At 33.4% G+C, this 24,874-nt stretch carries 23 protein-coding genes; 10 read left to right on the top strand and 13 right to left on the bottom strand.

Annotation, left to right across the window (positions count from 1 at the left end; genetic code table 11):
• The first annotated feature begins 5 nt into the window (after positions 1 to 5).
• Positions 6 to 293, top strand: a complete 288-nt coding sequence (locus tag BC962_RS07260) for a 4a-hydroxytetrahydrobiopterin dehydratase (protein ID WP_121345326.1) — start codon at positions 6 to 8, stop codon at positions 291 to 293.
• 83 nt (positions 294 to 376) lie between these two features.
• The gene (locus BC962_RS07265; protein ID WP_121345328.1) at positions 377 to 1,096 is read left to right on the top strand and encodes a YebC/PmpR family DNA-binding transcriptional regulator; all 720 of its coding nucleotides are present in this window, start codon (positions 377 to 379) and stop codon (positions 1,094 to 1,096) included.
• 12 nt (positions 1,097 to 1,108) lie between these two features.
• Here BC962_RS07265 and BC962_RS07270 read toward each other — a convergent pair whose 3' ends face one another.
• Together BC962_RS07270 and BC962_RS07275 are read right to left on the bottom strand one after the other, a co-directional pair.
• Entirely contained in the window at positions 1,109 to 1,648 is a 540-nt protein-coding gene (locus BC962_RS07270; protein WP_121345329.1) for a 1-acyl-sn-glycerol-3-phosphate acyltransferase, read from the bottom strand.
• Between the two features lie 10 nt (positions 1,649 to 1,658).
• A complete protein-coding gene (locus tag BC962_RS07275; RefSeq protein WP_121345331.1) occupies positions 1,659 to 2,855 on the bottom strand; it encodes a proline dehydrogenase family protein in 1,197 nt (398 codons plus the stop codon).
• Positions 2,856 to 2,957: 102 nt separating this feature from the next.
• Between BC962_RS07275 and aroB the strand changes: the two genes are divergently transcribed.
• Complete coding sequence (aroB, locus tag BC962_RS07280) at positions 2,958 to 4,025, top strand: 3-dehydroquinate synthase (protein ID WP_121345333.1); 1,068 nt, start codon at positions 2,958 to 2,960, stop codon at positions 4,023 to 4,025.
• A 69-nt stretch (positions 4,026 to 4,094) separates the two neighbouring features.
• Entirely contained in the window at positions 4,095 to 4,400 is a 306-nt protein-coding gene (locus BC962_RS07285) for a hypothetical protein (RefSeq protein ID WP_121345335.1), read from the top strand.
• A 60-nt stretch (positions 4,401 to 4,460) separates the two neighbouring features.
• Here BC962_RS07285 and BC962_RS07290 read toward each other — a convergent pair whose 3' ends face one another.
• The 5 genes from BC962_RS07290 to BC962_RS07310 form a co-directional block, all read right to left on the bottom strand.
• Entirely contained in the window at positions 4,461 to 5,009 is a 549-nt protein-coding gene (locus BC962_RS07290) for a type 1 glutamine amidotransferase domain-containing protein (protein WP_121345337.1), read from the bottom strand.
• 129 nt (positions 5,010 to 5,138) lie between these two features.
• The gene (locus BC962_RS07295) at positions 5,139 to 6,113 is read right to left on the bottom strand and encodes a YihY/virulence factor BrkB family protein (RefSeq protein ID WP_121345338.1); all 975 of its coding nucleotides are present in this window, start codon (positions 6,111 to 6,113) and stop codon (positions 5,139 to 5,141) included.
• Positions 6,110 to 6,628 (bottom strand): DinB family protein, encoded by a 519-nt coding sequence (locus BC962_RS07300; protein WP_121345340.1) that lies wholly within the window; start codon positions 6,626 to 6,628, stop codon positions 6,110 to 6,112. The genes BC962_RS07295 and BC962_RS07300 overlap by 4 nt, the downstream gene beginning before the upstream one ends.
• A gap of 87 nt (positions 6,629 to 6,715) precedes the next feature.
• Positions 6,716 to 7,195, bottom strand: coding sequence for an Lrp/AsnC family transcriptional regulator (locus BC962_RS07305; RefSeq protein WP_121345342.1), 480 nt, complete (start codon positions 7,193 to 7,195; stop codon positions 6,716 to 6,718).
• A gap of 78 nt (positions 7,196 to 7,273) precedes the next feature.
• Positions 7,274 to 8,425, bottom strand: a complete 1,152-nt coding sequence (locus BC962_RS07310; protein WP_121345344.1) for a M14 family zinc carboxypeptidase — start codon at positions 8,423 to 8,425, stop codon at positions 7,274 to 7,276.
• A 280-nt stretch (positions 8,426 to 8,705) separates the two neighbouring features.
• On the opposite strand from BC962_RS07310, the gene BC962_RS07315 reads away from it, so the two are divergent.
• Entirely contained in the window at positions 8,706 to 9,131 is a 426-nt protein-coding gene (locus BC962_RS07315) for a helix-turn-helix transcriptional regulator (RefSeq protein WP_121345346.1), read from the top strand.
• A 119-nt stretch (positions 9,132 to 9,250) separates the two neighbouring features.
• The gene (locus BC962_RS07320) at positions 9,251 to 9,628 is read left to right on the top strand and encodes a DNA topoisomerase IV (protein WP_121345347.1); all 378 of its coding nucleotides are present in this window, start codon (positions 9,251 to 9,253) and stop codon (positions 9,626 to 9,628) included.
• Here BC962_RS07320 and mscL read toward each other — a convergent pair.
• The 5 genes from mscL to ychF all read right to left on the bottom strand — a co-directional run bounded on the left by mscL (position 9,625) and on the right by ychF (position 16,401).
• Complete coding sequence (gene mscL / locus BC962_RS07325) at positions 9,625 to 10,080, bottom strand: large-conductance mechanosensitive channel protein MscL (protein ID WP_121345348.1); 456 nt, start codon at positions 10,078 to 10,080, stop codon at positions 9,625 to 9,627. The genes BC962_RS07320 and mscL overlap by 4 nt on opposite strands.
• The gene (locus tag BC962_RS07330; protein WP_121345349.1) at positions 10,080 to 12,746 is read right to left on the bottom strand and encodes a DNA gyrase/topoisomerase IV subunit A; all 2,667 of its coding nucleotides are present in this window, start codon (positions 12,744 to 12,746) and stop codon (positions 10,080 to 10,082) included. The genes mscL and BC962_RS07330 overlap by 1 nt, the downstream gene beginning before the upstream one ends.
• Complete coding sequence (locus tag BC962_RS07335) at positions 12,746 to 13,234, bottom strand: hypothetical protein (RefSeq protein ID WP_121345350.1); 489 nt, start codon at positions 13,232 to 13,234, stop codon at positions 12,746 to 12,748. The genes BC962_RS07330 and BC962_RS07335 overlap by 1 nt, the downstream gene beginning before the upstream one ends.
• Positions 13,235 to 13,237: 3 nt before the next feature.
• The gene (locus tag BC962_RS07340; protein ID WP_121345351.1) at positions 13,238 to 15,091 is read right to left on the bottom strand and encodes a DNA topoisomerase IV subunit B; all 1,854 of its coding nucleotides are present in this window, start codon (positions 15,089 to 15,091) and stop codon (positions 13,238 to 13,240) included.
• A gap of 215 nt (positions 15,092 to 15,306) precedes the next feature.
• Positions 15,307 to 16,401 (bottom strand): redox-regulated ATPase YchF, encoded by a 1,095-nt coding sequence (gene ychF / locus BC962_RS07345; RefSeq protein WP_121345352.1) that lies wholly within the window; start codon positions 16,399 to 16,401, stop codon positions 15,307 to 15,309.
• Between the two features lie 310 nt (positions 16,402 to 16,711).
• Here ychF and BC962_RS07350 point away from each other — a divergent pair, with 310 nt between their 5' ends.
• Positions 16,712 to 19,429 carry a TonB-dependent receptor gene (locus BC962_RS07350; RefSeq protein ID WP_121345353.1) on the top strand — a complete coding sequence of 906 codons (2,718 nt, stop codon included), beginning with the start codon at positions 16,712 to 16,714 and terminating at the stop codon, positions 19,427 to 19,429.
• Between the two features lie 83 nt (positions 19,430 to 19,512).
• Here the strand turns inward: BC962_RS07350 and BC962_RS07355 are convergent, their stop codons facing one another.
• The gene (locus tag BC962_RS07355) at positions 19,513 to 20,706 is read right to left on the bottom strand and encodes a hypothetical protein (protein WP_121345354.1); all 1,194 of its coding nucleotides are present in this window, start codon (positions 20,704 to 20,706) and stop codon (positions 19,513 to 19,515) included.
• 261 nt (positions 20,707 to 20,967) lie between these two features.
• Here BC962_RS07355 and BC962_RS07360 point away from each other — a divergent pair, with 261 nt between their 5' ends.
• From BC962_RS07360 to nhaA, 3 genes are all read left to right on the top strand, one after another.
• Positions 20,968 to 21,420 carry a T9SS type A sorting domain-containing protein gene (locus BC962_RS07360; protein ID WP_121345355.1) on the top strand — a complete coding sequence of 151 codons (453 nt, stop codon included), beginning with the start codon at positions 20,968 to 20,970 and terminating at the stop codon, positions 21,418 to 21,420.
• Between the two features lie 430 nt (positions 21,421 to 21,850).
• Entirely contained in the window at positions 21,851 to 23,152 is a 1,302-nt protein-coding gene (locus BC962_RS07365) for a carboxypeptidase-like regulatory domain-containing protein (protein WP_121345356.1), read from the top strand.
• Between the two features lie 280 nt (positions 23,153 to 23,432).
• Positions 23,433 to 24,842, top strand: coding sequence for a Na+/H+ antiporter NhaA (nhaA, locus tag BC962_RS07370; RefSeq protein ID WP_121345357.1), 1,410 nt, complete (start codon positions 23,433 to 23,435; stop codon positions 24,840 to 24,842).
• The last annotated feature ends 32 nt before the right edge of the window (positions 24,843 to 24,874 follow it).

Genomic DNA, 24,874 nt, shown 5'->3' on the forward strand with positions numbered 1-24,874 from the left:
ATATTATGACAAAATTATCTGAAAAAGAAATAAACGAAAAATTGGAATCTCTAGAAGGTTGGAGCTATACTGATAATACATTACAGACTTCTTTTGAGTTTGAAAACTTTAAAGAAGCTTTTACTTTAATGACAAGGATTGCTTTTGAAGCTGAGGCTCAAAACCATCATCCAGATTGGAACAATGTATACAATCAATTGGAAATATCCCTATCTACTCATGATGCAGGTGGTGTAACCGAAAAGGATTTTAAACTGGCTAAAGCAATTGAAGGAATTGTAAATGCTGAATAAATTATAATTATTTTAATTGTCGTTCCATTTTTTTAGTTAGAAATGGAACGTTTTTTTATTTTTACACCAGATTTATACTATTTATGGGAAGAGCATTCGAATTTAGAAAAGCACGTAAAATGAAACGTTGGTCTGCAATGGCCAAGGCATTTACAAGAATTGGTAAGGATATAGTGATGGCCGTGAAAGAAGGCGGTCCAGATCCTGACACAAATTCCAGGCTTCGTGCAGTTATTCAGAATTCGAAGGCGATAAACATGCCCAAAGATAATGTAGATCGCGCGATTAAGAGAGCAAGCGATAAAAGCCAAGGAGATTATAAAATAGTTCTATTTGAAGGTTACGCTCCTCACGGGATAGCTGTTCTAGTAGAAACAGCGACAGATAACAATAATAGAACGGTTGCAAATGTGCGCATGCACTTTAGTAAAAGCGATGGGAATCTAGGAACTTCTGGTTCTGTGGAGTTCATGTTCGACCATACTTGTAATTTTAGAATACCTGCAGAAGGACAAGATGCCGAAGAATTAGAATTGGAACTGATCGATTTTGGTGCTGAAGAAGTTTTTGAAGATGAAGACGGAATTTTAATCTATGCTCCTTTTGAAAGTTTTGGTGCTATTCAGAAAGAATTAGAGCATAGAAATATTGAAATTTTATCTTCCGGGTTCGAAAGAATCCCTCAAGTGACTAAAAAATTATCTGAGGATGAAGTTGCAGATGTGGAGAAATTATTAGAGCGCTTGGAAGAAGATGACGATGTGCAGAACGTATACCACACTATGGACGAATCTGAGGACTAAAGTTTTCAGATTCTAAAATTGATTAGGGAACTTCCCTTGAACATCCTTGTAAAAACTTTTAATTTCTGGGAGATCCTTTTCAATATCCCCTGTGGTATAATAAGGTTTAGAAAATCTTACTGCTTTTTTACCATAATCAAAGGCTACCATTATTATAGGAACATTGGCGGCTTGTGCAATGTAATAAAATCCTGTTCTCCACCTATCTGTTTTTTGCCTAGTTCCTTCTGGAGATAGTGCTAATCTAAAAATATTTTTGGATTCAAAAATAGAAGCTATCGCTGCAACCTTCTTTTCTTTAGATACTCTATCTACAGGTGCTCCACCCATCCATTTAAAATACCAACCAAAAGGAGGTTTGAATAACTCTTTTTTTCCGACAAAATTAATTTCGATTCCGAGTATATTTCTAGTTATTACTCCAAGAAAAAAATCCCACCAACTGGTGTGAGGAGCTACTATAAATACACATTTTTTAATATTTGGATCGAAGACACCTTCAATTCTCCACTTAAAGACCTTATAAAAAATGAACTTAGAAACAAAACTCATGGGATTTATCTTATTCTCGGTTACCTTTAGTAGGCTCCCCTTTTCGGCGCTTTTTTTCTTCTATTAGTAAAGCTAGCTCCCTACCGGTTTGCCCTTTTACAGAAGTATTCTCCTGCGCTCTTCTAATTAAATAGGGCACTACATCCCTAACAGGACCAAAAGGTACTAATTTTGCCGTATTATATCCTTTCTTGGCTAAATTTAAACTAATATGATCACTCATTCCGTATAACTGACTAAACCAAACTCGTGAGTCATTTATAGCGATATTCTTATCCTCCATAATCTGTAAAGCAAGATAATTACTCATTTCATTATGTGTTCCTACAAACAATGAAATATCATCTATTTGCCCTAAACAATAAGCTAAAACACCATTAAAGCTTACATCTGTTGCCTCTTTACTTTCACAGATGGGAGTTGGATATCCCATTTTATTCGCCCGTTGATTTTCTTTCTCCATATAGGCTCCACGCACGATCTTTGCTCCTACTTTATATCCCGCAGCTTTTGCCTTTAGGTGTAGTGCTTGTAAGTAGTTTAATCTATCCCATCTATAACACTGCAACGTATTAAATACAATCGCTTTTTCTTGATTATATTTTTCCATCATCTCTTCCATAAGATCATCTGCAGCATCTTGCATCCATGATTCCTCACCATCTGCCAAAACACTTATGTCATTTTTATGCGCAGCACCACATATAAGATCAACTCTGTTTTTAACACGCGCCCACTCCTCTTCTTCCTCTTTGCTTAAAGGTTCTTTAGCAGAAACCTTTACCCAAATTTCTAATCTTCCAATTCCTGTAGGTTTAAAAACAGCAAAAGGAAGTTCTTTCTTTTCTGAAGCAAATTCAATAATACTAATCTTCTTTTTCATGGCAGCATCAAATTGAGCTTCCTCCACTTTCCCTTCTACAGAATAATCTAAAATACTATGAACTTTCTTAGTATACATTTTCTCTATAACATCCATACACTCTTCCATAGTCTCACCACCACTAAATTGCTTGAAAATTGTGCTTTTAATAAGACCTTCTACTGGTAAATGCAGTTTCAATGATATATTTGTAAGATAGGTCCCAATTTTAACCAAGGTTGGTCTATTGATCATACTGAATAAAAACAGCGCTCTATTAAGATCATCGTTGGATTTTAAGCTGAAAGCAGTCTTGGTATCGTCAAAGATTTTTTGTGTGATCATCTGTAGGATATTAAGCCGCAAATATAATTATTGAGTTATGATAATTTAATTATTTTCTGCTTATTTTCGATATCTATAAATTTGAATAAAAACATTTACAATATGGCTGTTTTAGCTAGTCAAGCTCCTATTTTTTATAAAGAAAAAGGATATACAGAATTTTCTAATTATCTAAATTCTTCTAAACCGTCTATCATATTTGTTCTGGTAGACTCTAATACTCACAATAATTGTTTAAATATTTTTCTTCAGAAGTTAGAAACGGATGTTGTTATTGAGGTAATTGAGATGGAAGCTGGGGAAGAACACAAAAATATTGAGACCTGTTCCGGCATTTGGGAAACACTTTCTGAACTAGGAGCAGACAGAAAAAGTTTAATCCTTAATCTAGGTGGCGGAGTTGTTACAGATCTTGGCGGATTTGTGGCAAGCACATTTAAAAGAGGTATATCTTATATTAATATACCTACTAGCCTACTTGCTATGGTTGATGCTTCTGTGGGAGGAAAATGCGGAGTAGATCTGGGGAATTTAAAGAATCAAATAGGAGTTATTAATCAACCTGAAATGGTTTTAATAGACTCTAATTACCTAACTACTTTGCCTGCGAATGAAATGCGAAGTGGTTTGGCAGAAATTTTAAAACATGGGCTCATTGCAAATGAAGCCTATTGGGAAAAAGCAATAAACCTCGAAGCCTTAACTTTAGAAGATCTTGATGATCTTATTATAGAATCTATAGAGATTAAATCCAAGATAGTTAAGGAGGATCCTACTGAAATAAACATACGGAAAACTCTTAATTATGGCCATACTTTAGGTCATGCCATAGAATCCTATTTTCTAACCAATCCTACTAAAACTACCTTACTTCATGGGGAGGCAATTGCTGCAGGAATGATCATGGCTACTCATCTTTCATATATGATATGTGGTTTCCCTGAAAAAAAGCTAAAGGATATCACCAAAAAGCTCAATGAATTGTTTCCGAAGATAAATCTCTTAAAAGAAGACTATGAAATAGTGCTTGATTTGCTGAAATTCGACAAGAAAAATTCTCATGGTAACATAAATTTTGTTCTTTTAAAGGATATTGGACAAGCAAAATTGGATGTAATAGTACCAAATACCAAGCTAATAGAGGCTATGAATTACTATTTGAAAAATTAAATTGAAAATTTATTTGACCGCTTGAAAATAATGCTAATTTTACTATAATTGCATCATCAAATCTTAGTTATGAAAAGAGTCATTGTAGATTACAAAAAGTTAACACCAGAAATTTTAAGCCTATTGGTAGACAAATATCCTGATGGATATGATGATGACCATGTGATTTCATTTAAAAACGCTAAAAACGAAACTGTTGAGGCGGTGGAGGTACGCACAGAGGATTCTATTTACTTAGTTAAAGTAAGTACTAAGCTAGAGAATAGTATGGCAAATTATGATGAGGATGATTACGATGATTCCGATTTTAATGAACCAATATCGGAAATTCCCGAAAAAGATAACGGTGAAGATGACGACGACCTGGATAATTAATCAAATAAAAAAAGCGGCCTATAAATATATAGGCCGCTTTTTTATGCTCTAAATTTAAAATTAGGCATGTTGTAAATCATGTTTTCCTTCGTTTATCTCTTCAATAAGCTTCGCATTAAATGCTGGAAGATCATCTGGATTTCTACTGGTTACTAAAGCCTCATCTACTACAACTTCTTTATCTTCCCATAGTGCTCCTGCATTCACAAGATCTGTCTTTATAGAATTAAAAGATGTCATTTTTCTGCCTTTCACCACATCTGCCTCAATTAAGGTCCATGAAGCATGGCAAATTGCTGCTACTGGTTTCTTTTGTTTGAAAAAATCTCTCACAAAAGTTAAAGCATCTTCTTCCCTTCTTAATTTATCTGGATTTATAACTCCTCCAGGTAGAACAAGCGCATTGTAATCTTTAGCGCTTACTTCGTTTAAGGTTTTATCCACCTTATATTCACTAGACCAATTACCATCTGCCCATGATTTTATATTTCCAGATTTCAAACTAACTATCTCTACCTGAAAACCTTCCTTTTCCATTGCATCTTTTGGAGATTTCAACTCACTTTCTTCAAATCCATCTGTTGCCAAAATGGCTATTCTCTTTTTCATAATTGTTGGTTTTAAAATTAAACTTTTAATTATTTCAAAGATACCTTCTATGGCTTTTAAACTTTATTAAGGGGTTTATAAAAAACAGCTCATTAAGGTTAAACATCTGCTAAAAATGATATTGAATTGTTAATCGGTTTTAGAAGAATTAGTTTCCAAATCCTCCCTAATCTTGTCATCCTTCTTTAATTTTTCCTTTTTCTCTTCCAGTTTTTCCATTTCCTGATGAATTGCTGGTTCGCCAAATTCCGTTGGGACTATTTTTTCTTTCTTATATCTTGCATATTGAACAGTAAATTCTGCTCCAAAAAACATAATTAAACAAGTATAATTCACCCAAAGTAAAATAAGTACCATAGAAGATGCTCCTCCGTAGACTGAAGCTGGATCTGTTCTTCCAAAATAGATCCCAATAAGATATTCCCCAATTAAAAATAAAACCGTAGTAAGCGTAGCACCATATATAGTGACCTTCCATCTAATCTTGATATCTGGTAATAATTTAAATATGGAGCCGAATAGTAAGGTTATAAACACAAGGGAAAGCAGTGAATTAACTAAATCTAAACCTAAAGCGGTTAATGCGGGAGCATAACTTTCTATATAATCACTAAGTGTTCTAATAATCGCAGAAACAATCAAGCCCAAAAGCATTAAAAACCCTATCACCAGGATCATTCCAAAAGAAATGACTCTATCTATGAACATTCTAAAATAAGTGTCTTTCCTTTCAGTAACATTCCAGATATTGTTCATCGCTTTTTTGAGCTGGAAAAACACCCCTGTAGCTCCAAAGATTAGCATAAATACGCCAAAAATCACCGCTATAGTAGAATTACTACTTAAAGCAGCATTGCTTATCATATTTTCTACAATGTTTGCAGAATCTTTACCAATAAATTCTGCTATTTGTCCGGTAATTCTACCCTGTACTGCATCTCTTCCAAAAAAATAACCAGCTATACTCACCACAATTATGAGTAAAGATGGTAACGAAAATAAGGTGTAATACGCAATTATAGCACTTCTTGCCCATGGGTCATTACCATTCCAACTTACATAAGCCTTTTTTAAAAGTTCCCAAAAAACTTTAAGTTTTCTCATAAACCATAATGGGTTTTGAATAATAACAAATGATGTTTTTGATGTCCAGCTAAAATAAAACCAGCTGCTCTTGGAGTTAATTGCGAATTGCTGGCTTCTCCAAATTTCCCAGACATCTCATCATCTAAGCTCTCAAAAAGTGCAATTCCAGCATCTCTTACACATTCGAATTCTTTAATAAAACTGGAAAGACTTCTTCTTTCTGCTTTAGACGAAGGTACATAAGCATCTTGATCGAATCCTGGAAGTGGAGTTAGATCTTCACGAGCAATTGTTAAAGCTCTATATTGAAAAATTCTCTCTGTATCTATAATATGTTGAAGCACTTGCGCAACAGTCCATTTTCCTTCAGCATAAAAGTGTTTTAAATCTTCTTCTTCCAAACCTTGGAGAAAAGCTACAAATTCTTCTTTTAGATCCTTCATTATAGAGATGAGATCTTCATTAGGTAGTTTATCTATATAGGTCTGATAAAAGGCATTGTATTCTGAAGTTTGCAATTGCGATCTTGTCATAATTTAATTAATTTTATTTTAACTTCAAGGTATAAAAAAACCCTCTAGTCCAAATGGAATAAAGGGTTTTATGAAAAAATAAATATTTTACAATTCTTTAAAAATAGAATGCATTAAACGTTTTTTATCGTTCATGCTTTCTTCTAGAGAAATCATAGTTTCAGTTCTATAAACTCCCTCAATATCATCTAATTGAAAAATTATATCCTTGGCATGTTGCGTATTCTTAGCACGGATTTTACAGAAAACATTAAATTTCCCTGTAGTAACGTGAGCAACAGTTACAAATGGAATATCGTTAATACGTTCTAAAACAAATTTTGTTTGAGAAGTATTCTTCAAAAATATACCAACGTAAGCTATAAAAGCATAACCTAATTTCTCGTAGTTAAGTGTTAGTGTAGAACCCAAAATTATTTGCGCTTCTTCCATCTTCTTAACACGCACATGAACGGTTCCTGCAGATATATTCAATTTTTTAGCAATATCAGTAAACGGAGTACGCGTATTCTCGATTAGCATATCCAGAATCTGATGGTCGGTTTCGTCTAATTTATATTTTGCCATAATTCTTAAAGTCTTTTAATGAAATACAAAATTAGTACAATTTCACTAGACAATTAGCAAGGAAATTTAATTTTTTTCCTAATTTATCATTAAAACTTCATCATTTAGAAGAATCTTATCAACTATAACGTTTTCGATGAGTGGTTTGTTGTCGGATAGACTAAGATTCTGAAAATTGCATTGAATTTCCTTATGTGCAAAGAACGCCAATTCTGCAGAGATGTTTTCTACGATTGGTAAAAACTTAACCTCTTCCCTATTTAATATTTCTTTGTACTGAATTGCTACATCTACGGTTTCACCCTCTATCACGGCGTTTCGCAATATGAGATCGTAAAATAGTTTCTCATTTTCAGGAATATTAAAATAGACAGAAGTATTCATTTTCTTATAACACTGTGTAGCAATAGCGTTTAAGGCTGAAAAAAGCGCATAAAACACATATTCCCTGGTTTTCTCCCGATCATAATCCTCTTTAGAATGACCTGCTTCAAACAAAATAGTTGGCACTCCCATACTTTGGAAAGCATCTCCCGTGCAATTAGCATTATAACCATCATCATATCTTCCAATTCTCTTAGGAATAAGCTTAGAAAGATCTTTATAAATAGCAGTTATAACTTTCATAGATTCTTCCCTTGAAGGCGTAAGAGACCTCTCATTGTCTTCTGATGGAGTTAAAAACGATAAAGTGGCTGGAGATTTTACATTTCCTGCACTAAATATAGTACGTTGATCATGAAGATTTAAGCAGAAATCTGGTTGAATATCATTAAACATCTTTCTTAGAATTTTACTTTCTACTTGAGTTAGATTCTTTGCATCTCTGTTTAGATCGATCTCATTTGCATTTACACGTGTATAAGCTCTGGCTCCATCCGGATTTAACATCGGGATTATAAATAAGGTACAACTACTTAAAATGTCATTTACTACAGGATCATTAAACTGATCTTTAAAAACATTAAGTAAATCAAAAACAGCTTTTGTAGTGGTAGATTCATTTCCGTGCATTTGAGACCACATAAGAATTTTCAACTTTCCAGAACCAAGTTTAATAGAATGGATTGGTTCCCCTAATGTTGATTTCCCTAAAACTTCAAGTTCAAATTTAGAAGTCAAATTTCTTAAAGGTTCAGAAATATGTGTTGCATTTATATACCTACCAGAAAGAGTAGCTTCTTTAAAAGTGTGGTAATCTTTAATTATAGTTGAGAGTGTATTTATCATGTTTACAAAAGTAAATAATCATTAATTTACAATTGTAAACATCTAAATACAGCATCATTGTTTACATTAGTAAACAAGTCGCCAAAAACTTTTAAGTCGGGAAGTGGAAATATTCCATAAGGTTATAATAAATATCATAAATAACTATTTGTTAGTTGTTTATATCGTTTTAATTAAATAAAAGATTTAGTATTTAAAAGATTAATTACAATTGTAACTTGTTATATTGAGGACATTACTTTACATTTGTAAACATATTAAAATCAAATTTTAATTTACAATGGTAAACAGTGAAGAGTTCTCGAAAAGACTGCAAATAATCCTAGATTATTATGATATTTCGGCTGCAGTTTTTGCAGATGCCATCCAAGTTGGTCGCTCTTCTATCTCCCATATTTTATCTGGAAGAAATAAACCTAGCTTAGATTTTGTGCTTAAAATTGTTCAAACTTACCCAGAGGTAGAATTGTATTGGCTACTAAATGGGAAGGGAGATTTCCCAAAGTCAGATGTTAAAAAACCTCCATTGACCCCTAAACCAGATTCTCCTGCCCCAGTAATTAGTGATGAGAAACTAAAAAATGCTACAGAAATTGAAAGCTCAACAATAGCGAAGAGCTTTTCCGGAAGTGAATTTTCAGCAAAAAAAATTAAACGCGTTGTACTATTTTATGAAGATGGCACTTTTGAAGCCTTCGAAAATTGATGTTTAGATTAAAAAATCTTTATTTTTGCAGCATACATGCCATAAAAGGCATTTAATAGTATCGATCCAATTGCTTGTAGTGCTACCGCATATTCCTAGATCGCTGAAATTTTATCTAAATGAAAAAGAATTTTCTCTACCTCTGTCTCTTATCCCTATTTACCTCCTGCTATTCTCCCGAAAAAGACTGCACAAAATTCCAAACGGGGACTTTTAAGTTTGAATCTTATTTAAATGGAGAGCTGGTAACTTCTACTTTCACCAGAAATGATACTTTGGAAGTAGATATCTTCCAAGGTGCCGTAGACACCTCCTCTGTAAGGTGGATAAACGATTGTGAGTATATAATAAAGAATCTGCACCCCAAAAATATTGCAGAAAGAAAACCTTTGCATATTAAAATTCTTACTACTAAAGATGATTCTTATACTTTTGAGTATGGCTTGGTTGGAGATCCGAAGAAAAAGAAAGGAACTGTTACTAAAATAGCCGATTAAAGCTCGCCTTTTCTGTTTTTAAGCAGTTCATTCTGTTCTTGCATTAAATCTGTTAGATCAGACAGTAACTGAATCTCCTTTGGAGTTTCAACAGTTTTATCTTTGGGATCTTGTGCTTTTCTTCTGAATCTATTCATGAATTTTACGACCAGGAAAATAGTAAACCCAATGATCACAAAATCTAACATCGCTTCTATTAGTGCTCCGTAGCCTATAGCAACTTCTTTCACCTCTTCAGCACCTGCCTGAGTAGCTGCAATCCCATCTCGAAGTATAATTCTTCTATCCGCAAAGTTAATCCCATCTGTAAGCATTGAAAGCGGTGGAAGTACCACTTGCTTAACCAAAACATCTACAACCTTATTGAAAGCGGTACCAATAATGATACCTACCGCCATATCTATCATGTTGCCCTTAACGGCAAATTCCTTGAATTCCTTAAACAAACCCATTACTCATCAAATAATTTTGTCTGACTTTCCTCGCTATTATTTTTCTCTTTATAAATGATCCCTGAAGAATTAGGATCTAGCTTCTTATTTTCCAACCCATCCACAATTTCTTCATCCTGAACTTCCACCTCTTCAAGAGCCACTTCCTCTACTTCATAAGGTGCAGGATCTAATAAATTTATTTGTTTTATTTTTTCAGTAGTTAACTGGTTTCCAAGAGCTTTAACACCCTTAACCGAAATAAATTCTTCAATATTAATAATTTGATTTTCCTTGCTGTCTTTTCCTCTAATCTTAGAAAAAACTAGTTCTACTTGCGGAATATAGTCTGTAGAAACCAATTCTAAATATGACTTTTCGTGATCCCCTATAAACTGTTCTTCTCTATCTACGTGTTCGATCAAGAAGCGCTTTACATAATAGCGTTCCTTCTCTGCCTCCCAATAAACTGCAGAAATAGGTTTCTTAGGAACCCATTTTTCAAGGATTATAAATTCATCATCAAATCTGGTAGTTAATTCTGGTTTAATGGTTTTAGCAACTCCATCTTGAGTTACAAGTAATAACCTATCCTCACCTTTAAATTCTCCAAGCAAATCTCCACGTTCATCTACATTTAACCTCTTCACACTATCATCAAACCAAATTCTTCGAGGTTTAAGCGTAGAAACTCCTTCTTCTTTTAGTTCTATCTTCTTAACCGCATACTTAGTAACAATATTTCCTTTTACATTTCGGCCTTTAATTGCCATATCTGCAAAGTCTATTTCAAACTTAAGCTTCTTAATACTACCTACTTGCCTTAAATACACTGTTACAACCTCAGCTTCCCCATTTGGATTTGCTGAAAAGTATAAGATCTTAGACTCCTTTTTACCCTGAGAAATAGGATATTCCCGATCTCTAGTTATAGAAGTTACAGCAAATCTTTTTATATAAGAGGAACCACCTTTACCATCTCGGTATATTAAATTATAGATAGTACGTTTATCTTTCTTTTTAAAGACAGCAACGTGAACTATATCTTTCCCTATAAAGGTTTTGGAATCTACTTTTGTAACCATCATTACACCATCTGCAGTAAAACAAATGATATCATCTATATCTGAACAATCTGCAACGAATTCATCCTTTTTTAAAGAGGTTCCAATAAAGCCTTCTTTTCTATTTACATAGAGCTTTGTGTTGTGCATAGCCACTTTAGAGGCTTCTATATCTTCAAATAGTTTAAGCTCAGTCTTGCGCGCTCTACCTGCTCCATATTCCTTTTTCAATCTTGTGAAATAAGCAATAGCAAAGTCTACTAAATGATCTAAATGATGCTTTACTTGAGCAATTTCGTCTTCTAAGGCATCAATTTTCTGTTGCGCCTTGTCTATATCAAACTTAGAGATCCTCTTAATTCTAATCTCCGTTAATCTAGTTATATCTTCTTCTGTAACTGCACGTTTTAAATGTGTAGTATGTGGCTTTAAACCCTTATCTATAGCACTTATAACGCCTTCCCAAGTCTCTTCTTCTTCAATATCCCGATAGATCCTGTTTTCAATAAAAATTCTCTCCAGCGAAGCAAAATGCCATTGCTCTTCAAATTCCTCTAATCGAATCTCCAAATCGCTCTTAAGAAGGCTTAAAGTATGATCTGTAGAGCGTTTCAGCATTTCAGAAACCCCAAGAAAGATCGGTTTATTATCTATGATCACACATCCTAACGGAGAAATAGAATTCTCACAAGTTGTGAAAGCATATAACGCATCTATCATTTTATCTGGAGACACATTTGGGGGTAAGTAGATCAAGATCTCTACAAACTCGGCAGTGTTATCTTCAATTCTCTTGATTTTTATCTTTCCTTTCTCGTTCGCTTTTAAGACAGATTCTATTAAAGAAGTGGTTGTAGTACCAAAGGGTATCTCTGTTATAGCCAGCGTATTCTTATCGTATTGAGATATTTTTGCGCGAACTCTAACTTTACCTCCACGTTTCCCATCATTGTAATTTGAAACATCTGCTTCTCCTCCTGTTGGGAAATCTGGAAACAGCTTAAAACTCTTTCCTTTTAAATGCTTTATAGAAGCATCTATAAGTTCTATAAAGTTATGTGGTAAAATACGAGTACTTAATCCTACCGCAATTCCTTCAGCACCTTGTGCAAGTAATAAAGGAAATCTTACAGGTAAATTTACAGGCTCTTTCTTTCTACCATCATAAGATAGCTGCCAATTGGTTATTTTAGGATTATAAATAACCTCCAAGGCAAATTTGGACAATCTCGCCTCAATATATCTAGGTGCGGCAGCCCGGTCTCCTGTAAAAACATTCCCCCAGTTACCCTGCATATCTATTAATAGGTCTTTTTGACCTACTTGAACCATGGCATCACCAATACTAGCATCTCCGTGAGGATGATACTGCATTGTATGTCCTACGATATTGGCTACTTTATTATACCTTCCATCATCCAGATCTTTCATAGAATGCATGATCCTGCGCTGTACTGGTTTAAAACCATCCTCTACAGCGGGAACAGCACGTTCTAAAATTACGTAAGAAGCATAATCTAAAAACCAATCCTTGTACATTCCTGTTACCCGAATAAGCGTCTCTTTAGACTGCTCCTTTTCTTCTGGTGCTTCCTGCGAATTATCCTGATATTCTAAATCCATTAAGACTCTACTTTGTTTTTCTCAAGTACTTTTCTAAGCGACTCGATCATTCCTCTTTTCTTCTTCTTGTTTAAAAAGGTAATATTGAAGGTATATTTTCTTGGTCCTTTTTTTCTTCTACTTCTAATATAAATTTTGAGTGTGGCATAAAAAAAGAAATCTGTCACTTTGAAATCTATTAGTTTGCCTTTCGGAAATTCCGCTCTCTTTACACGGTATTCCATGAATTTGGAAAAAAATAATCCGTTGTTTTTAAAATTCAGGGTTTCTCCATCACTATCAAAATCGAAAAGCTGACCGATCCTGTGGAAATAAATCCCGAAAACAAGAAGTAAAATATTTGGCAGAAAATGACTGAAGGTGATGGTACTTTCATTGTCTGAAGCCATTAACTCTAAATTCACAAAGATATTTGTTACAAAAGCTGCTACAATTAACATATAGATAGATGGAACAAGCTTAGTTTCACTAGTATTTTTAAACCTCATAGGCTATTCCTCTATCAAATCGAGTTCAACTTTTAAATTATCAATTATAAACTCCTGTCTGTCGGGTGTGTTCTTACCCATATAAAAACTCAACAACTCTTCAATAGACATTTCCTTATCTAACATTACAGGATCCAATCTAATATTTTCCCCTATAAAATGCTTGAACTCATCTGGAGAGATCTCTCCAAGACCCTTAAATCGGGTGATCTCTGCTTTTCCTGTTAATCTATCTTGAGCTTGTTGCTTTTCAAACTGACTGTAGCAATATATTGTTTCCTTTTTATTCCGAACCCTAAATAACGGAGTTTGTAAAATATATAAATGATTTTCTTTTATAAGCTCAGGAAAGAATTGAAGGAAAAAAGTAATTAATAACAGCCTAATGTGCATTCCATCTACATCGGCATCGGTTGCGATTACTATATTGTTATATCTTAAATCTGCAATGGACTCTTCAATATTTAATGCCGCTTGCAGTAAATTGAACTCTTCATTCTCATAAACGATCTTTTTAGAAAGGCCATAACTATTTAATGGCTTCCCTTTTAAACTGAAAACCGCTTGCGTATTCACATCTCTGGATTTAGTGATACTACCACTCGCAGAATCTCCCTCGGTTATAAATAAAGTGGATTCTAAATATCTCTCTTTTTTACTATCTCCTAGATGTATTCTACAATCCCTAAGCTTCTTATTATGTAAACTCGATTTTTTAGCTCTGTCTTTAGCCAATTTTCTAATTCCAGATAATTCCTTACGCTCGCGTTCTGCTTGCAAGATCTTTCTCTGCAATTTCTCGGCAGTTTCTGGATTCTTATGAAGATAATTATCTAGATATTTCTTTAAAAAATCGTTTATATAAGTTCGCACTGTTGGAAGATCTCCTCCCATATCTGTAGAACCCAACTTTGTCTTTGTTTGACTTTCAAAGACCGGTTCCATCACTTTTATACTAATTGCCGTAACAACAGATTTTCGAATATCTGAAGATTCATAGTTCTTCCCGAAGAATTCACGGATCGTTCTTACCAATGATTCTCTATAGGCTATTAAATGTGTTCCGCCTTGAGAAGTATTTTGCCCGTTTACAAAAGAATGATATTCCTCAGAATATTGAGTTTTACTGTGTGTTAAAGCAACCTCTATATCTTCACCTCTAAGATGGATAATTGGGTATAATTGATCCTCCTCATTAATACTATCTCCCAGAAGATCCTTTAATCCATTTTCAGAATAAAATTTCTCACCATTAAACATGATGGTAAGCCCAGGATTTAAATACACATAATTTTTGAGCATTTTTTCGATATACTCATTACGATATTTAAAGTTTTTGAAGATAGCAACATCTGGAGTAAAAGATACTTTTGTCCCTCTTCGTCTCGAAGTTTCATCAAGTTCTTCTTCATTCACTAAATTACCCTGCTCAAATTCCGCAGATTTAGATCTGCCATCTCGGGTAGATTCAACTTTAAAATTGGAGGACAATGCATTCACGGCTTTTGTACCAACTCCATTTAATCCTACAGATTTCTTAAATGCTCTAGAGTCATACTTACCTCCAGTATTCATTTTAGAAACCACATCCACTACTTTTCCCAATGGAATACCTCGACCATAATCCCGAACAATAACTCGCTGGTTTTGTACTGAGATCTCAATGGTCTTACCGGTTCCCATCACGAATTCATCTATACTATTATCTAAAACTTCTTTAAGTAAAATATAGATACCATCATCTGCGGTAGAACCGTCACCAAGTTTTCCAATATACATTCCAGGACGCATTCTAATGTGCTCCTTCCAGTCTAAAGAACGAATATTATCTTCGGTATACTTAGTTTCTTCGATCATAAATAGTTTGTGCCGTTGAGTCGCTAATATAAGGCTTACATTAAAAAATTAAAACAGGTTGCCAACAAAGTAATTAACAAAGAAATTAAGAATAATTTAATAAGTATTGGCTATTATTTTTCTAGAGAAATCAAATTGAAATTTCTTCACTTCTGAAAAACAGAAAATCTCACATTTCTGCAAGATTTACATTCTGATGATATTTTATTTTTGAATTACACGTTAAATCTAAAATGCATTACATCTCCATCTTTAACTATATATTCTTTTCCTTCAACCCTCATTTTACCTGCTTCTTTCACTTTAGCTTCGCTCCCAAAAGAAACAAAATCTTCATAAGCGATCACCTCAGCACGAATAAATCCTTTTTCAAAATCGGTATGAATAACTCCTGCAGCTTGAGGCGCACTAGATCCAACTGGAATGGTCCAGGCTCTCACTTCTTTAACTCCTGCGGTAAAATAAGTTTGAAGATTAAGAAGCCTATAAGCTCCACGAATAAGTTTTGCTGAACCTGGTTCATCCAAACCTATATCCTGAAGAAACATTTTTCTTTCCTCATAATCGTCCAGCTCAGTAATATCAGCTTCAGTTCCTACTGCTAAAACAATAACCTCAGCATTTTCATCTTTCACAGCCACTTTTACCTGCTCTACAAATGCATTTCCGTCTACAGCTGCCTTCTCATCTACATTACAAACATACATTACCGGTTTATCTGTAATAAGTTGAAGATTCCTAATGAATTCTTCTCTTTCAGATTCTGTAAGATCTAAAGCTCTAACAGATTTACCTGCTTCTAATCCAGCTTTCACCTTCAATAAAGCTGCTTCTTCCTTTTGTGCATCTTTATTTCCAGTTCTAGAGGCTCTTTTAACTTTCTCTAATTTCTTATCTATAGTTTCAAGATCTTTTAGCTGAAGCTCCATATCTATGGTCTCTTTATCCCTAACAGGATCCACAGAACCATCTACATGAATAATATTATCATCTTTAAAACAACGCAAAACATGTAGAATTGCATCTGTTTCACGAATATTTCCTAAAAACTGATTCCCTAATCCTTCTCCTTTACTTGCTCCTTTTACAAGACCAGCTATATCTACTATATCCACTGTTGCAGGTAGTACACGCTCGGGATGCACTAAAGATTCCAACTTTTGAAGTCTCATATCTGGTACATTTACAACCCCAATATTAGGTTCTATAGTACAAAACGGAAAGTTTGCACTTTGCGCTTTGGCATTAGATAAACAATTAAAGAGTGTTGATTTTCCAACATTAGGTAATCCTACAATTCCAGCTTTCATAAAATATAATTTAATGCTATGTTTTTGCGGCTGCAAAGATAGGTTTTAATCTTGGAAGTATAAAGTGTGTATATAGCAAAGAAGAGGAAGTTATCTCATTTCCATTTTTACAAATATAGCTTGGTCTGAAATTATTAAAATATAAGTTTAATAAGCTCCAAAATTTCATCTCAAAATATGAATGAAATGTATAACAATCTTATAATTATTAATTAATCTTCAATGTTTTGAAGGTATTTAACAGTTATTATTCGTTTGTTTTTTAAATTTTTATCAATTTTATTATTAACTCACCATCTAAATTATAATTATGAACAAAATCTTATTATTTTTTGTGCTAATTTTTGCACCTGGCTTTCTAATGGCCCAGCAGATTACAGGAACGGTAACCGATAATTCCGGAGTTCCACTCCCGGGGGTTAATGTTTTTGAAAAGAATACTAATAATGGTACAACAACAGATTTCGACGGAAATTACAACATCACAGTAAGTGAAAATGCCAGTTTAGTATTTAGCTATGTTGGTTTTGAGCAAACCGAAGAGGTTGTTGCAGGCAGAACGACGATTAATGTTTCTTTAGCAGATGGAGTTTCCTTAGGCGAAATTCAATTGGTAGGATCTAGAAGTCCTAACAGAACAGCAACAGATACTCCAGTGGCTATAGATGTCATAGATGTTTCCTCAGTTACCACACAAACTGGTAGAATTGAAGTAAATGAGTTATTGCAATATGCTGCACCTTCATTTAATGCAAATAAACAATCTGGATCTGATGGAGCAGATCATATAGATCCTGCATCCTTAAGAGGATTAGGACCAGACCAAACTTTAGTATTAATAAATGGTAAAAGAAGACACCAATCTTCGCTTATCAATATTTTTGGGACTAGAGGAAGAGGAAATACAGGTACAGATCTTAACGCGATACCAGCTTCAGCAATAAAAAGAATTGAGATCTTGAGAGATGGCGCTTCTGCACAGTATGGATCTGATGCAATTGCCGGAGTAATAAATATCGTATTGAACGATAAGGTTGGTGAATTCACAGGAAATGTAAATTATGGTTTTTACAGCAATAACCCACAAGGGGATTTTCCTGAAGGAACTGCAAATACAGATGGGAATAGATTAGACACAGAAAAAGATGGAAATCAAATTGGAGACGATAAATCTTTTGATGGCGGTTCGGTTAAAGTGACAGCCAACTATGGGGTAGGAATTGGAGAAGAAGGTTATGCCAACTTTACTACAGAATACATTAGCAAGAATAAAACTCTTAGACCTGGATTCGATTTTAGAAGGGGTTTTGGAGAAGCGGCAATAGATGGTTTTAATTTCTTCGGAAATGTAGCAGTTCCTTTGACAGATAATTCTGAATTCTACGCATTTGGAGGTAGAAATTATAGAGATACAGATGCTTATGCTTTTACAAGAGATAGTTCTACAGATAGAAATGTACCAAGTATCTATCCAGATGGTTTTACTCCAAGAATAACTTCAATTATTACAGATAATTCTGTTGCTGCTGGTTTTAGAACCGAAACAGCAAGCGGTTGGAAAATAGATGTGAGTAATACTTGGGGAAAGAACTTCTTTCACTATTATATTAAAGGAACTTTAAATGCCTCCCTTCAAGGAAGCTCACCAACTAATTTTGATGCAGGTGGTCATAGCTTAAGTCAGAATACGATTAATCTCGATTTCTCTAAATATTATGAAGATATATTAGAGGGTGTAAACTTTGCTTTTGGAGCTGAATATAAAACGGAAAACTTTGTGATCTTCGCTGGAGAAGAGGGTTCTTATGCTACTTATGATGGTACCGGAATTGTAAATAATGCTTATGATGATGTGGTAAGAGATAATAATGGCGAACCTGTTTTAGATGAGAATGAAGATCCTATTCCAAATCCAATTACAGCATTATTACCAGCTGGACCTGGTGGATCTCAAGGATTTCCTGGATATGGACCAGCAAACGAAGTAGACAGAAGTAGATCTAACATTTCCCTATATGTAGATGGGGAATTTGATATCACCGATAAATTCTTAGTGGCGGCTGCAGCGAGATTTGAAGATTATAGCGATTTTGGAAGTACACTTAATGGGAAGTTAGCTGCACGTTATAAAGTTTCAGACGATGTTAATATTAGAGGTTCTGTAAGTACAGGTTTTAGAGCACCGTCTTTGGCGCAGATCTATTACAACTTAAAATTCACCAATTTTGTGGGTGGAGAAGCTTTAGAATCTTTATTATCTCCAAATAATAGTCCGGTTACAGCCTCCTTCGGAATTGGACCTTTACAAGAGGAAACTGCATTAAACGCTTCTTTAGGATTTACTGCTAATATTGGAAGTTTTACAGCTACTGTAGACGGATATTTTATAGAAATTCAAGACCGTATAGTTCTTACAGGTAACTTTGATGCTCCAGAAATAGAAAATGTTGAAGCAGCACAATTCTTTGCAAACGGCGCAGACACTGAAACTCTAGGTTTAGACATTGTACTTTCACATAAAGCAAGGTTAGGAGCGGGAACTTTTACTTCTAGTCTTATTGGAAATATTAATAGTATGAAAATTACCGATGTTAAGAATGGGATTTTAGATGAACAAACTTTCTTTGGAGAACGTGATAAAGCATTCTTATTAGCGTCTGCTCCAGATAGTAAATTTATTTTAAACTTAAAGTATGAGATCAATAAGTTTGATATTGCCGTAGGTATAAATAGATTTAGTGAAGTGAAATTATTAGATTTTCAAACTTTTGAAGATGTGTCTGAATATGGAACATTTGAAGACCAGATCTTAGCCGCTACAGATACTTATGACGCTAAGATCACTACAGATTTGAACTTAGGATATAAAATTAGTGACAACCTAAAATTGAATATTGGTAGTAACAACCTTTTCAACGTATATCCAGATCAACAAGATGACTGGGTAGAAGGTGGTGGATATTGGGATTCTGTACAAATGGGATTTGGAGGAGCATATTATTATGCTAAATTGAATCTTCAATTTTAGATAAAACTTTATAAATTTAAAAAGGCGAGAACAAATGTTCTCGCCTTTTTTGTTATGAATAAATAATATAAATTGCCTTTATCCTACTCTACTATATACATTTCATTAGAAGCTTTGATATAATCTTGTGGATTAAATGTAGATTCAAAACTATTTCTAACCAAACTCAGCTTTAAATCCAATTGACCCACCTTATCCTTTAAATATTCGTCTTCTTTATATTTTGTAATTAGCAGTTTATATTTATCCAGATTCTCAAGAATTCTAAAGGTCAAGGTTCCAAATCTTATTTTCAAATTCTGAACGGTCACCATCTGATTATAAAAATCTTGTTTCCAATTCTCTGCGTTTTTACTACGCTCTTCTACGATTTTATCTTCAGCAATTTTAGAGATATCTAATATATACTGCGTTCTTTTTTTGGCATCTGTTTCATCTGTAAAACGCTTTTTAAATTCGTTTTTATTTATACCCAGTATATTTACGATATTCTCATTCATAGATTTTTCCTGAAGCGCTTTTAACTCATCTAAACTTTTAGCAATTGCATTCCACTCTGTTTCTATAAGATCCTTATCATGAGTAAATTGAGAAACAGATGTAGTTAGCTTGAACATTTTCATGCTTTTTTCTCTAAGATCCTTGTCTCTCCTACCTAAACTATTAACAAAACTGCCTATACCGTCAAACAAACTCCCTGCAAACATGCCGGTAAATGGAGTCCCTTCTGCCAAGTTCCCAGTAACCTGTATTATATGGCTTAGCGCATCTAATCTTGCCTCGTCTTTTTTATTCTCCTCAATATATTTTTCGAATTCTTTAAACCATGCAGCATATCCCTCATAGTTCATAGGATTGCTCACTTTATCTAAGGTAGTATAAAAATCTCGGGAGCTATTAAAAAGATTTAGAGGTTTGATCTCTCTTTCCATTGAAGCTAAATTTAAAACAGCCGAGCTAAAATTGTATTTATACACACTAACTACATTTTTGTCTAATTCCTGCTGCTTCTCTTCCAGGATTTGCACTCGTTCTATAAGTTTATCTACTTTTTCTGTTGAAGAGCTGGTATTGCGAATGCTTTCATCCAGATTAGTGATCTTAGCATCCATTAGTTTGATCCTATTGTCTACGTTTTCTTTAAGTAAAGACCTTTCCTTATTCAGCTGATAAAGCACCAGTTCAGACACCGATTTATTTTCATCTAAAGTTTGGCTGAAACTTATAAGAGGTAAAAATAATCCTAGGAAGAAAAGGAAATAAATATTTTTTTTCATTTTATATAGTTAGTAAGCATTAAAAACTGATAACGAAGAACTTAATTTCATATTTTGGACCATTAAAACATTAACAAAAAAAATGTAAGAATTTAGATTGAATTTATTCAAAATCATTTAATAAAAAATAAAAGATGTGTATTTCGTCGATAAATAAGCATCTTTTAACTGATTAACAAGGAAGTGTCCTATATTTGCTAAATTAAATTCAGCATTCAATTAACCAATTAAATATATAATATTAACCAAAAAAACTTTTACATGATGAAAAAACTACACCAGAATATTTTTGCTTATGTTGCTTTTAGTTTACTTGGAGTTTACTCTATGAATGCTCAAACGGTAACGAATACCACAGATCATTCACACTCTGGAGGGAATAATGCACATACCCACGCCGTTTCTGGAATGGATAATCTTGTGGACGATTCTTTCTCTATGCATTTTTGCCCTTGTATTGAAGGGGAAGAGATCATTAGTGTGAAAATGGCTCCAAATCCTACTTCAGAACATATTGGAATTGCAATGTCTAATTCCCATATTAAATCTATAGCCGTATATAATTTAGAGGGCAAAAGATTGGTTGATACTAAATACAATTCTTCTGGACATACAGCTACTCTAGATGTATCCAATCTAAGTAAAGGTTTAATGATCATACAAATTGAAACAGATAATGGAAAAATCCATTCAAAAAGGTTTATGAAAAAATAAACTTATTATCATACAAATGAAAAGCCGGAAATTAATTTCCGGCTTTTTTATTTTAATATCATTACCATACCCAGACTACAAAGTTCCATTCCTTCACTTGTACCGAAAAGTATCTTCCAATCTCATTTAAAACCTATTAAGTTATAAATATTTATAGAACGTATATTTCCTGTTGCTATATTTATAATTTAGAAATCAAACTTGTCCTGCTATTGTCTTATAATACATATAATTATTTACAACCTTTTCCTACGCAAACTTGTCCTGTAATTAAATTATAATAGTTCGCAATTAAATATAAGATTTGGAAAGATCTCTTTAAATAAGACTGAAATAAGCAAGAACATTAATCCGAAAATAAACTTAATAATTTAGTAAAAATCAATATATTAGTGGGTATTCAGCTTACTTTAATTTAAAACATTTAGCTATGAAAACGCAATTTAGTGTCTTTCAATTTCACCCATTTATATTTTTAATCTGTCTGTTATTTATAATCTCCATTCCAACTACAGGTAGTTCAAGAACTTTTCAGCAAAACATAGAAGTAAACAAATTTCAATATATTGAATTTAAAGGGGAGGTTGTAGATGAAAGGAATGGAGACCCTATAAATTCTGCGCATCTTACCGTAGATGGTAGTAATATTTCTACCATTACAAATAGTGATGGTGAGTTTTCTTTAAAGATCCCAGCAGATCTTATGAATTCTAATTTAACAGTTTCGTATTTAGGCTATAAAAGCAAGAATATTCCCATAAACACCTTAACCAAAGAAAATAACCGAATAAGCTTACAAGAATCTGTAGAGGTTTTAACTGAGGTTAGCATTTTTAAATCCAAGGATGCCAAAAAGCTGGTTTCAGAAATGCTGGAAAATAGAGGTTCTAATTATTTTAGTTCTCCAACATTAATGACGGCGTTCTATAGAGAAACTATAAAGAAAAGACGTAAGAACGCCTCCCTTTCAGAAGCTGTTATTAAGATCTATAAACAACCTAATAGTTCACCTAAAAAGGATGCTGTTGCCATTTTTAAAGCTAGAAAAAGCACCGATTATGACAGACTGGATACATTGGCGCTCAAATTAAGAGGTGGTCCCTTTAATACGCTTTATGTAGACCTTATGAAATACACGGAGTTCGTCTTTGAGACTGATAATATTGAGGAATATAAATTCAGTTTTGATAGGCCTACCAAAATTAATAATAGGTATGTGTATGTTGTAGATTTTGAAGAGATAAATAAATCTTTACCTTGGTATTATGGAAAACTTTTTATAGATGCTGAAACCCATAGTTTAGTGAAAGCATCTTACAAACTTAATGTAGATGATAAAGATGCAGCGTCTAAAATGTTTGTAAAAAGCAAACCTAATAGAGCTAGGGTTTTTCCAATAGATGTTAATTATGAAATAGACTATTTACAAAGCAATGGGAAATGGTACTATAGCTATGGAAATGCGCTTTTAGAGTTTGTAGTGGATTGGAATAAACGCCTGTTTAATTCCAGATATACTTTAAACAGTGAAATGGTAGTAACAAACTGGGAAGATTACACCAATAAAGAAGCCCCAAATGACCTTAATTATATTAGACCTTCTGTAGTTATGGTAGACGATATTTCCGGATTTTCTGACCCTGAATTCTGGGGAAATAATAATATAATAGAGCCTGAAAAGTCTATTCAAAATGCAATAGAAAAAATTCAGCGCCAATTAAAGAAAGAATAGTTCACTTTAAAATATAAACATATAAAACCCCACAAGAATGTGGGGTTTTATATGTTTAAAATTGAACAATTTATTTATTCCTGATGCATGAATCAAAATTTCTCTAAAAGCTCAGCTTATATTAAGTAACATTTATACTACGCAATTATGATTATTATCATGTTCAAAAATAATTACAACTATTATTTTAGCCTATATGCTAAACACTTCCTTTTTACTTAGAAATCAAGTTTTGTTGTATTTATTTAAATCTTTATTTATTAGTCAAATCTATTAAATAATGAAAAAATCATCGCTCGATACATACCTCTTATTACCAATAAAGAGTTTTATTAATAAGCAAACATCTGTTGGGATCTTGATCATTATCTCTGCCATATTAGCAATGATCGTTGCTAATTCTCCTTTAGCAGAAATTTATCATAACATCTGGAAGCAGGAACTTTATATAGGTTACAATAATGCAGTTCTTAACAAAACCATTCTGCACTGGATCAATGATGGATTGATGTCTATTTTCTTTTTTATGGTAGGTCTAGAATTAAAGAAGGAAATTATGAGTGGAGAATTATCCAGTTTTAGAAAAGCCCTCTTGCCCATTTTTGCGGCCATTGGAGGAATGATCTTTCCAGCATTAATCTTCTTCTTTTTTAATTTTGGATTAGATTCTTTTAATGGTTGGGGAATTCCAATGGCTACAGATATAGCATTTGCCCTAGGAGTTTTATATCTTTTAGGTAATAAGGTACCTCTATCATTAAAGATATTTCTTACTGCCATCGCGGTAATAGATGACCTGGGAGCTATATTGGTAGTAGCTTTCTTTTACACTTCAGAAATTATGATGAATAATTTAGCGATGGGAGGTGTTTTTCTAATGGTACTCGTTTTTGCTAATTTTATAGGTATAAGAAATCCTGTATTTTACGCTATAGCCGGTATAGGAGGTTTATGGATGGCTATAATGCTATCCGGAGTTCATGCCACCATAGCTGCTGTACTTGCTGCCTTCGCTATACCTACAAGTAAAAAGATAAACACACCTTTATTTCTTAGAAAAGTAAAAATGCTTTCTTACAAGATCAAACAAAAATTAAATGCTACAAGTTCGAGTAAGAATAAGACCGAAGATGAAATAACACTTCTAATAGAAAAATTTTCTTTGCTTACTCAGGATGCTACTCCCCCTTTACAGAGATTAGAATCTGGATTGCATTCATTAGTGAGTTTTATAATATTACCGATTTTTGCCTTTGCCAACGCAGGAGTTACCTTAGATTCCAATTCCTTCGATTATATCTTTAGCGATGTAGCCATAGGGATCATACTTGGATTGTTAATTGGTAAATTTTTTGGAATTGTGCTTTTTACAAAACTTATGGTGTTTTTTAAAATCTCAAAATTACCACCAAATGTAAAATGGAAACACGTATATGGTATTGGATTTCTCGCAGCGATGGGATTTACCATGTCCTTGTTTATAACTGAACTTGCTTTTGAGAATGAAGTTTTATTAACTCAAGCCAAAATAGGAATTCTGTCTGCCTCTGTCATTGCCGGATTAATTGGGTATATCTATCTAAGATTTATTTCAAGAAAAATAATTAATGAATCTATTAGCGCAAAGGGTTTAAAAACTACAAATTTGGAATTTGGTCGAAAAGAAAATATAATAAAAAATCCCGCTTAAAAGAATTAAACGGGATGGTATAAAATTAATAA

Origin of the sequence: Gillisia mitskevichiae (assembly GCF_003634585.1) — a bacterium.
GTDB classification, from domain to species: domain Bacteria; phylum Bacteroidota; class Bacteroidia; order Flavobacteriales; family Flavobacteriaceae; genus Gillisia; species Gillisia mitskevichiae.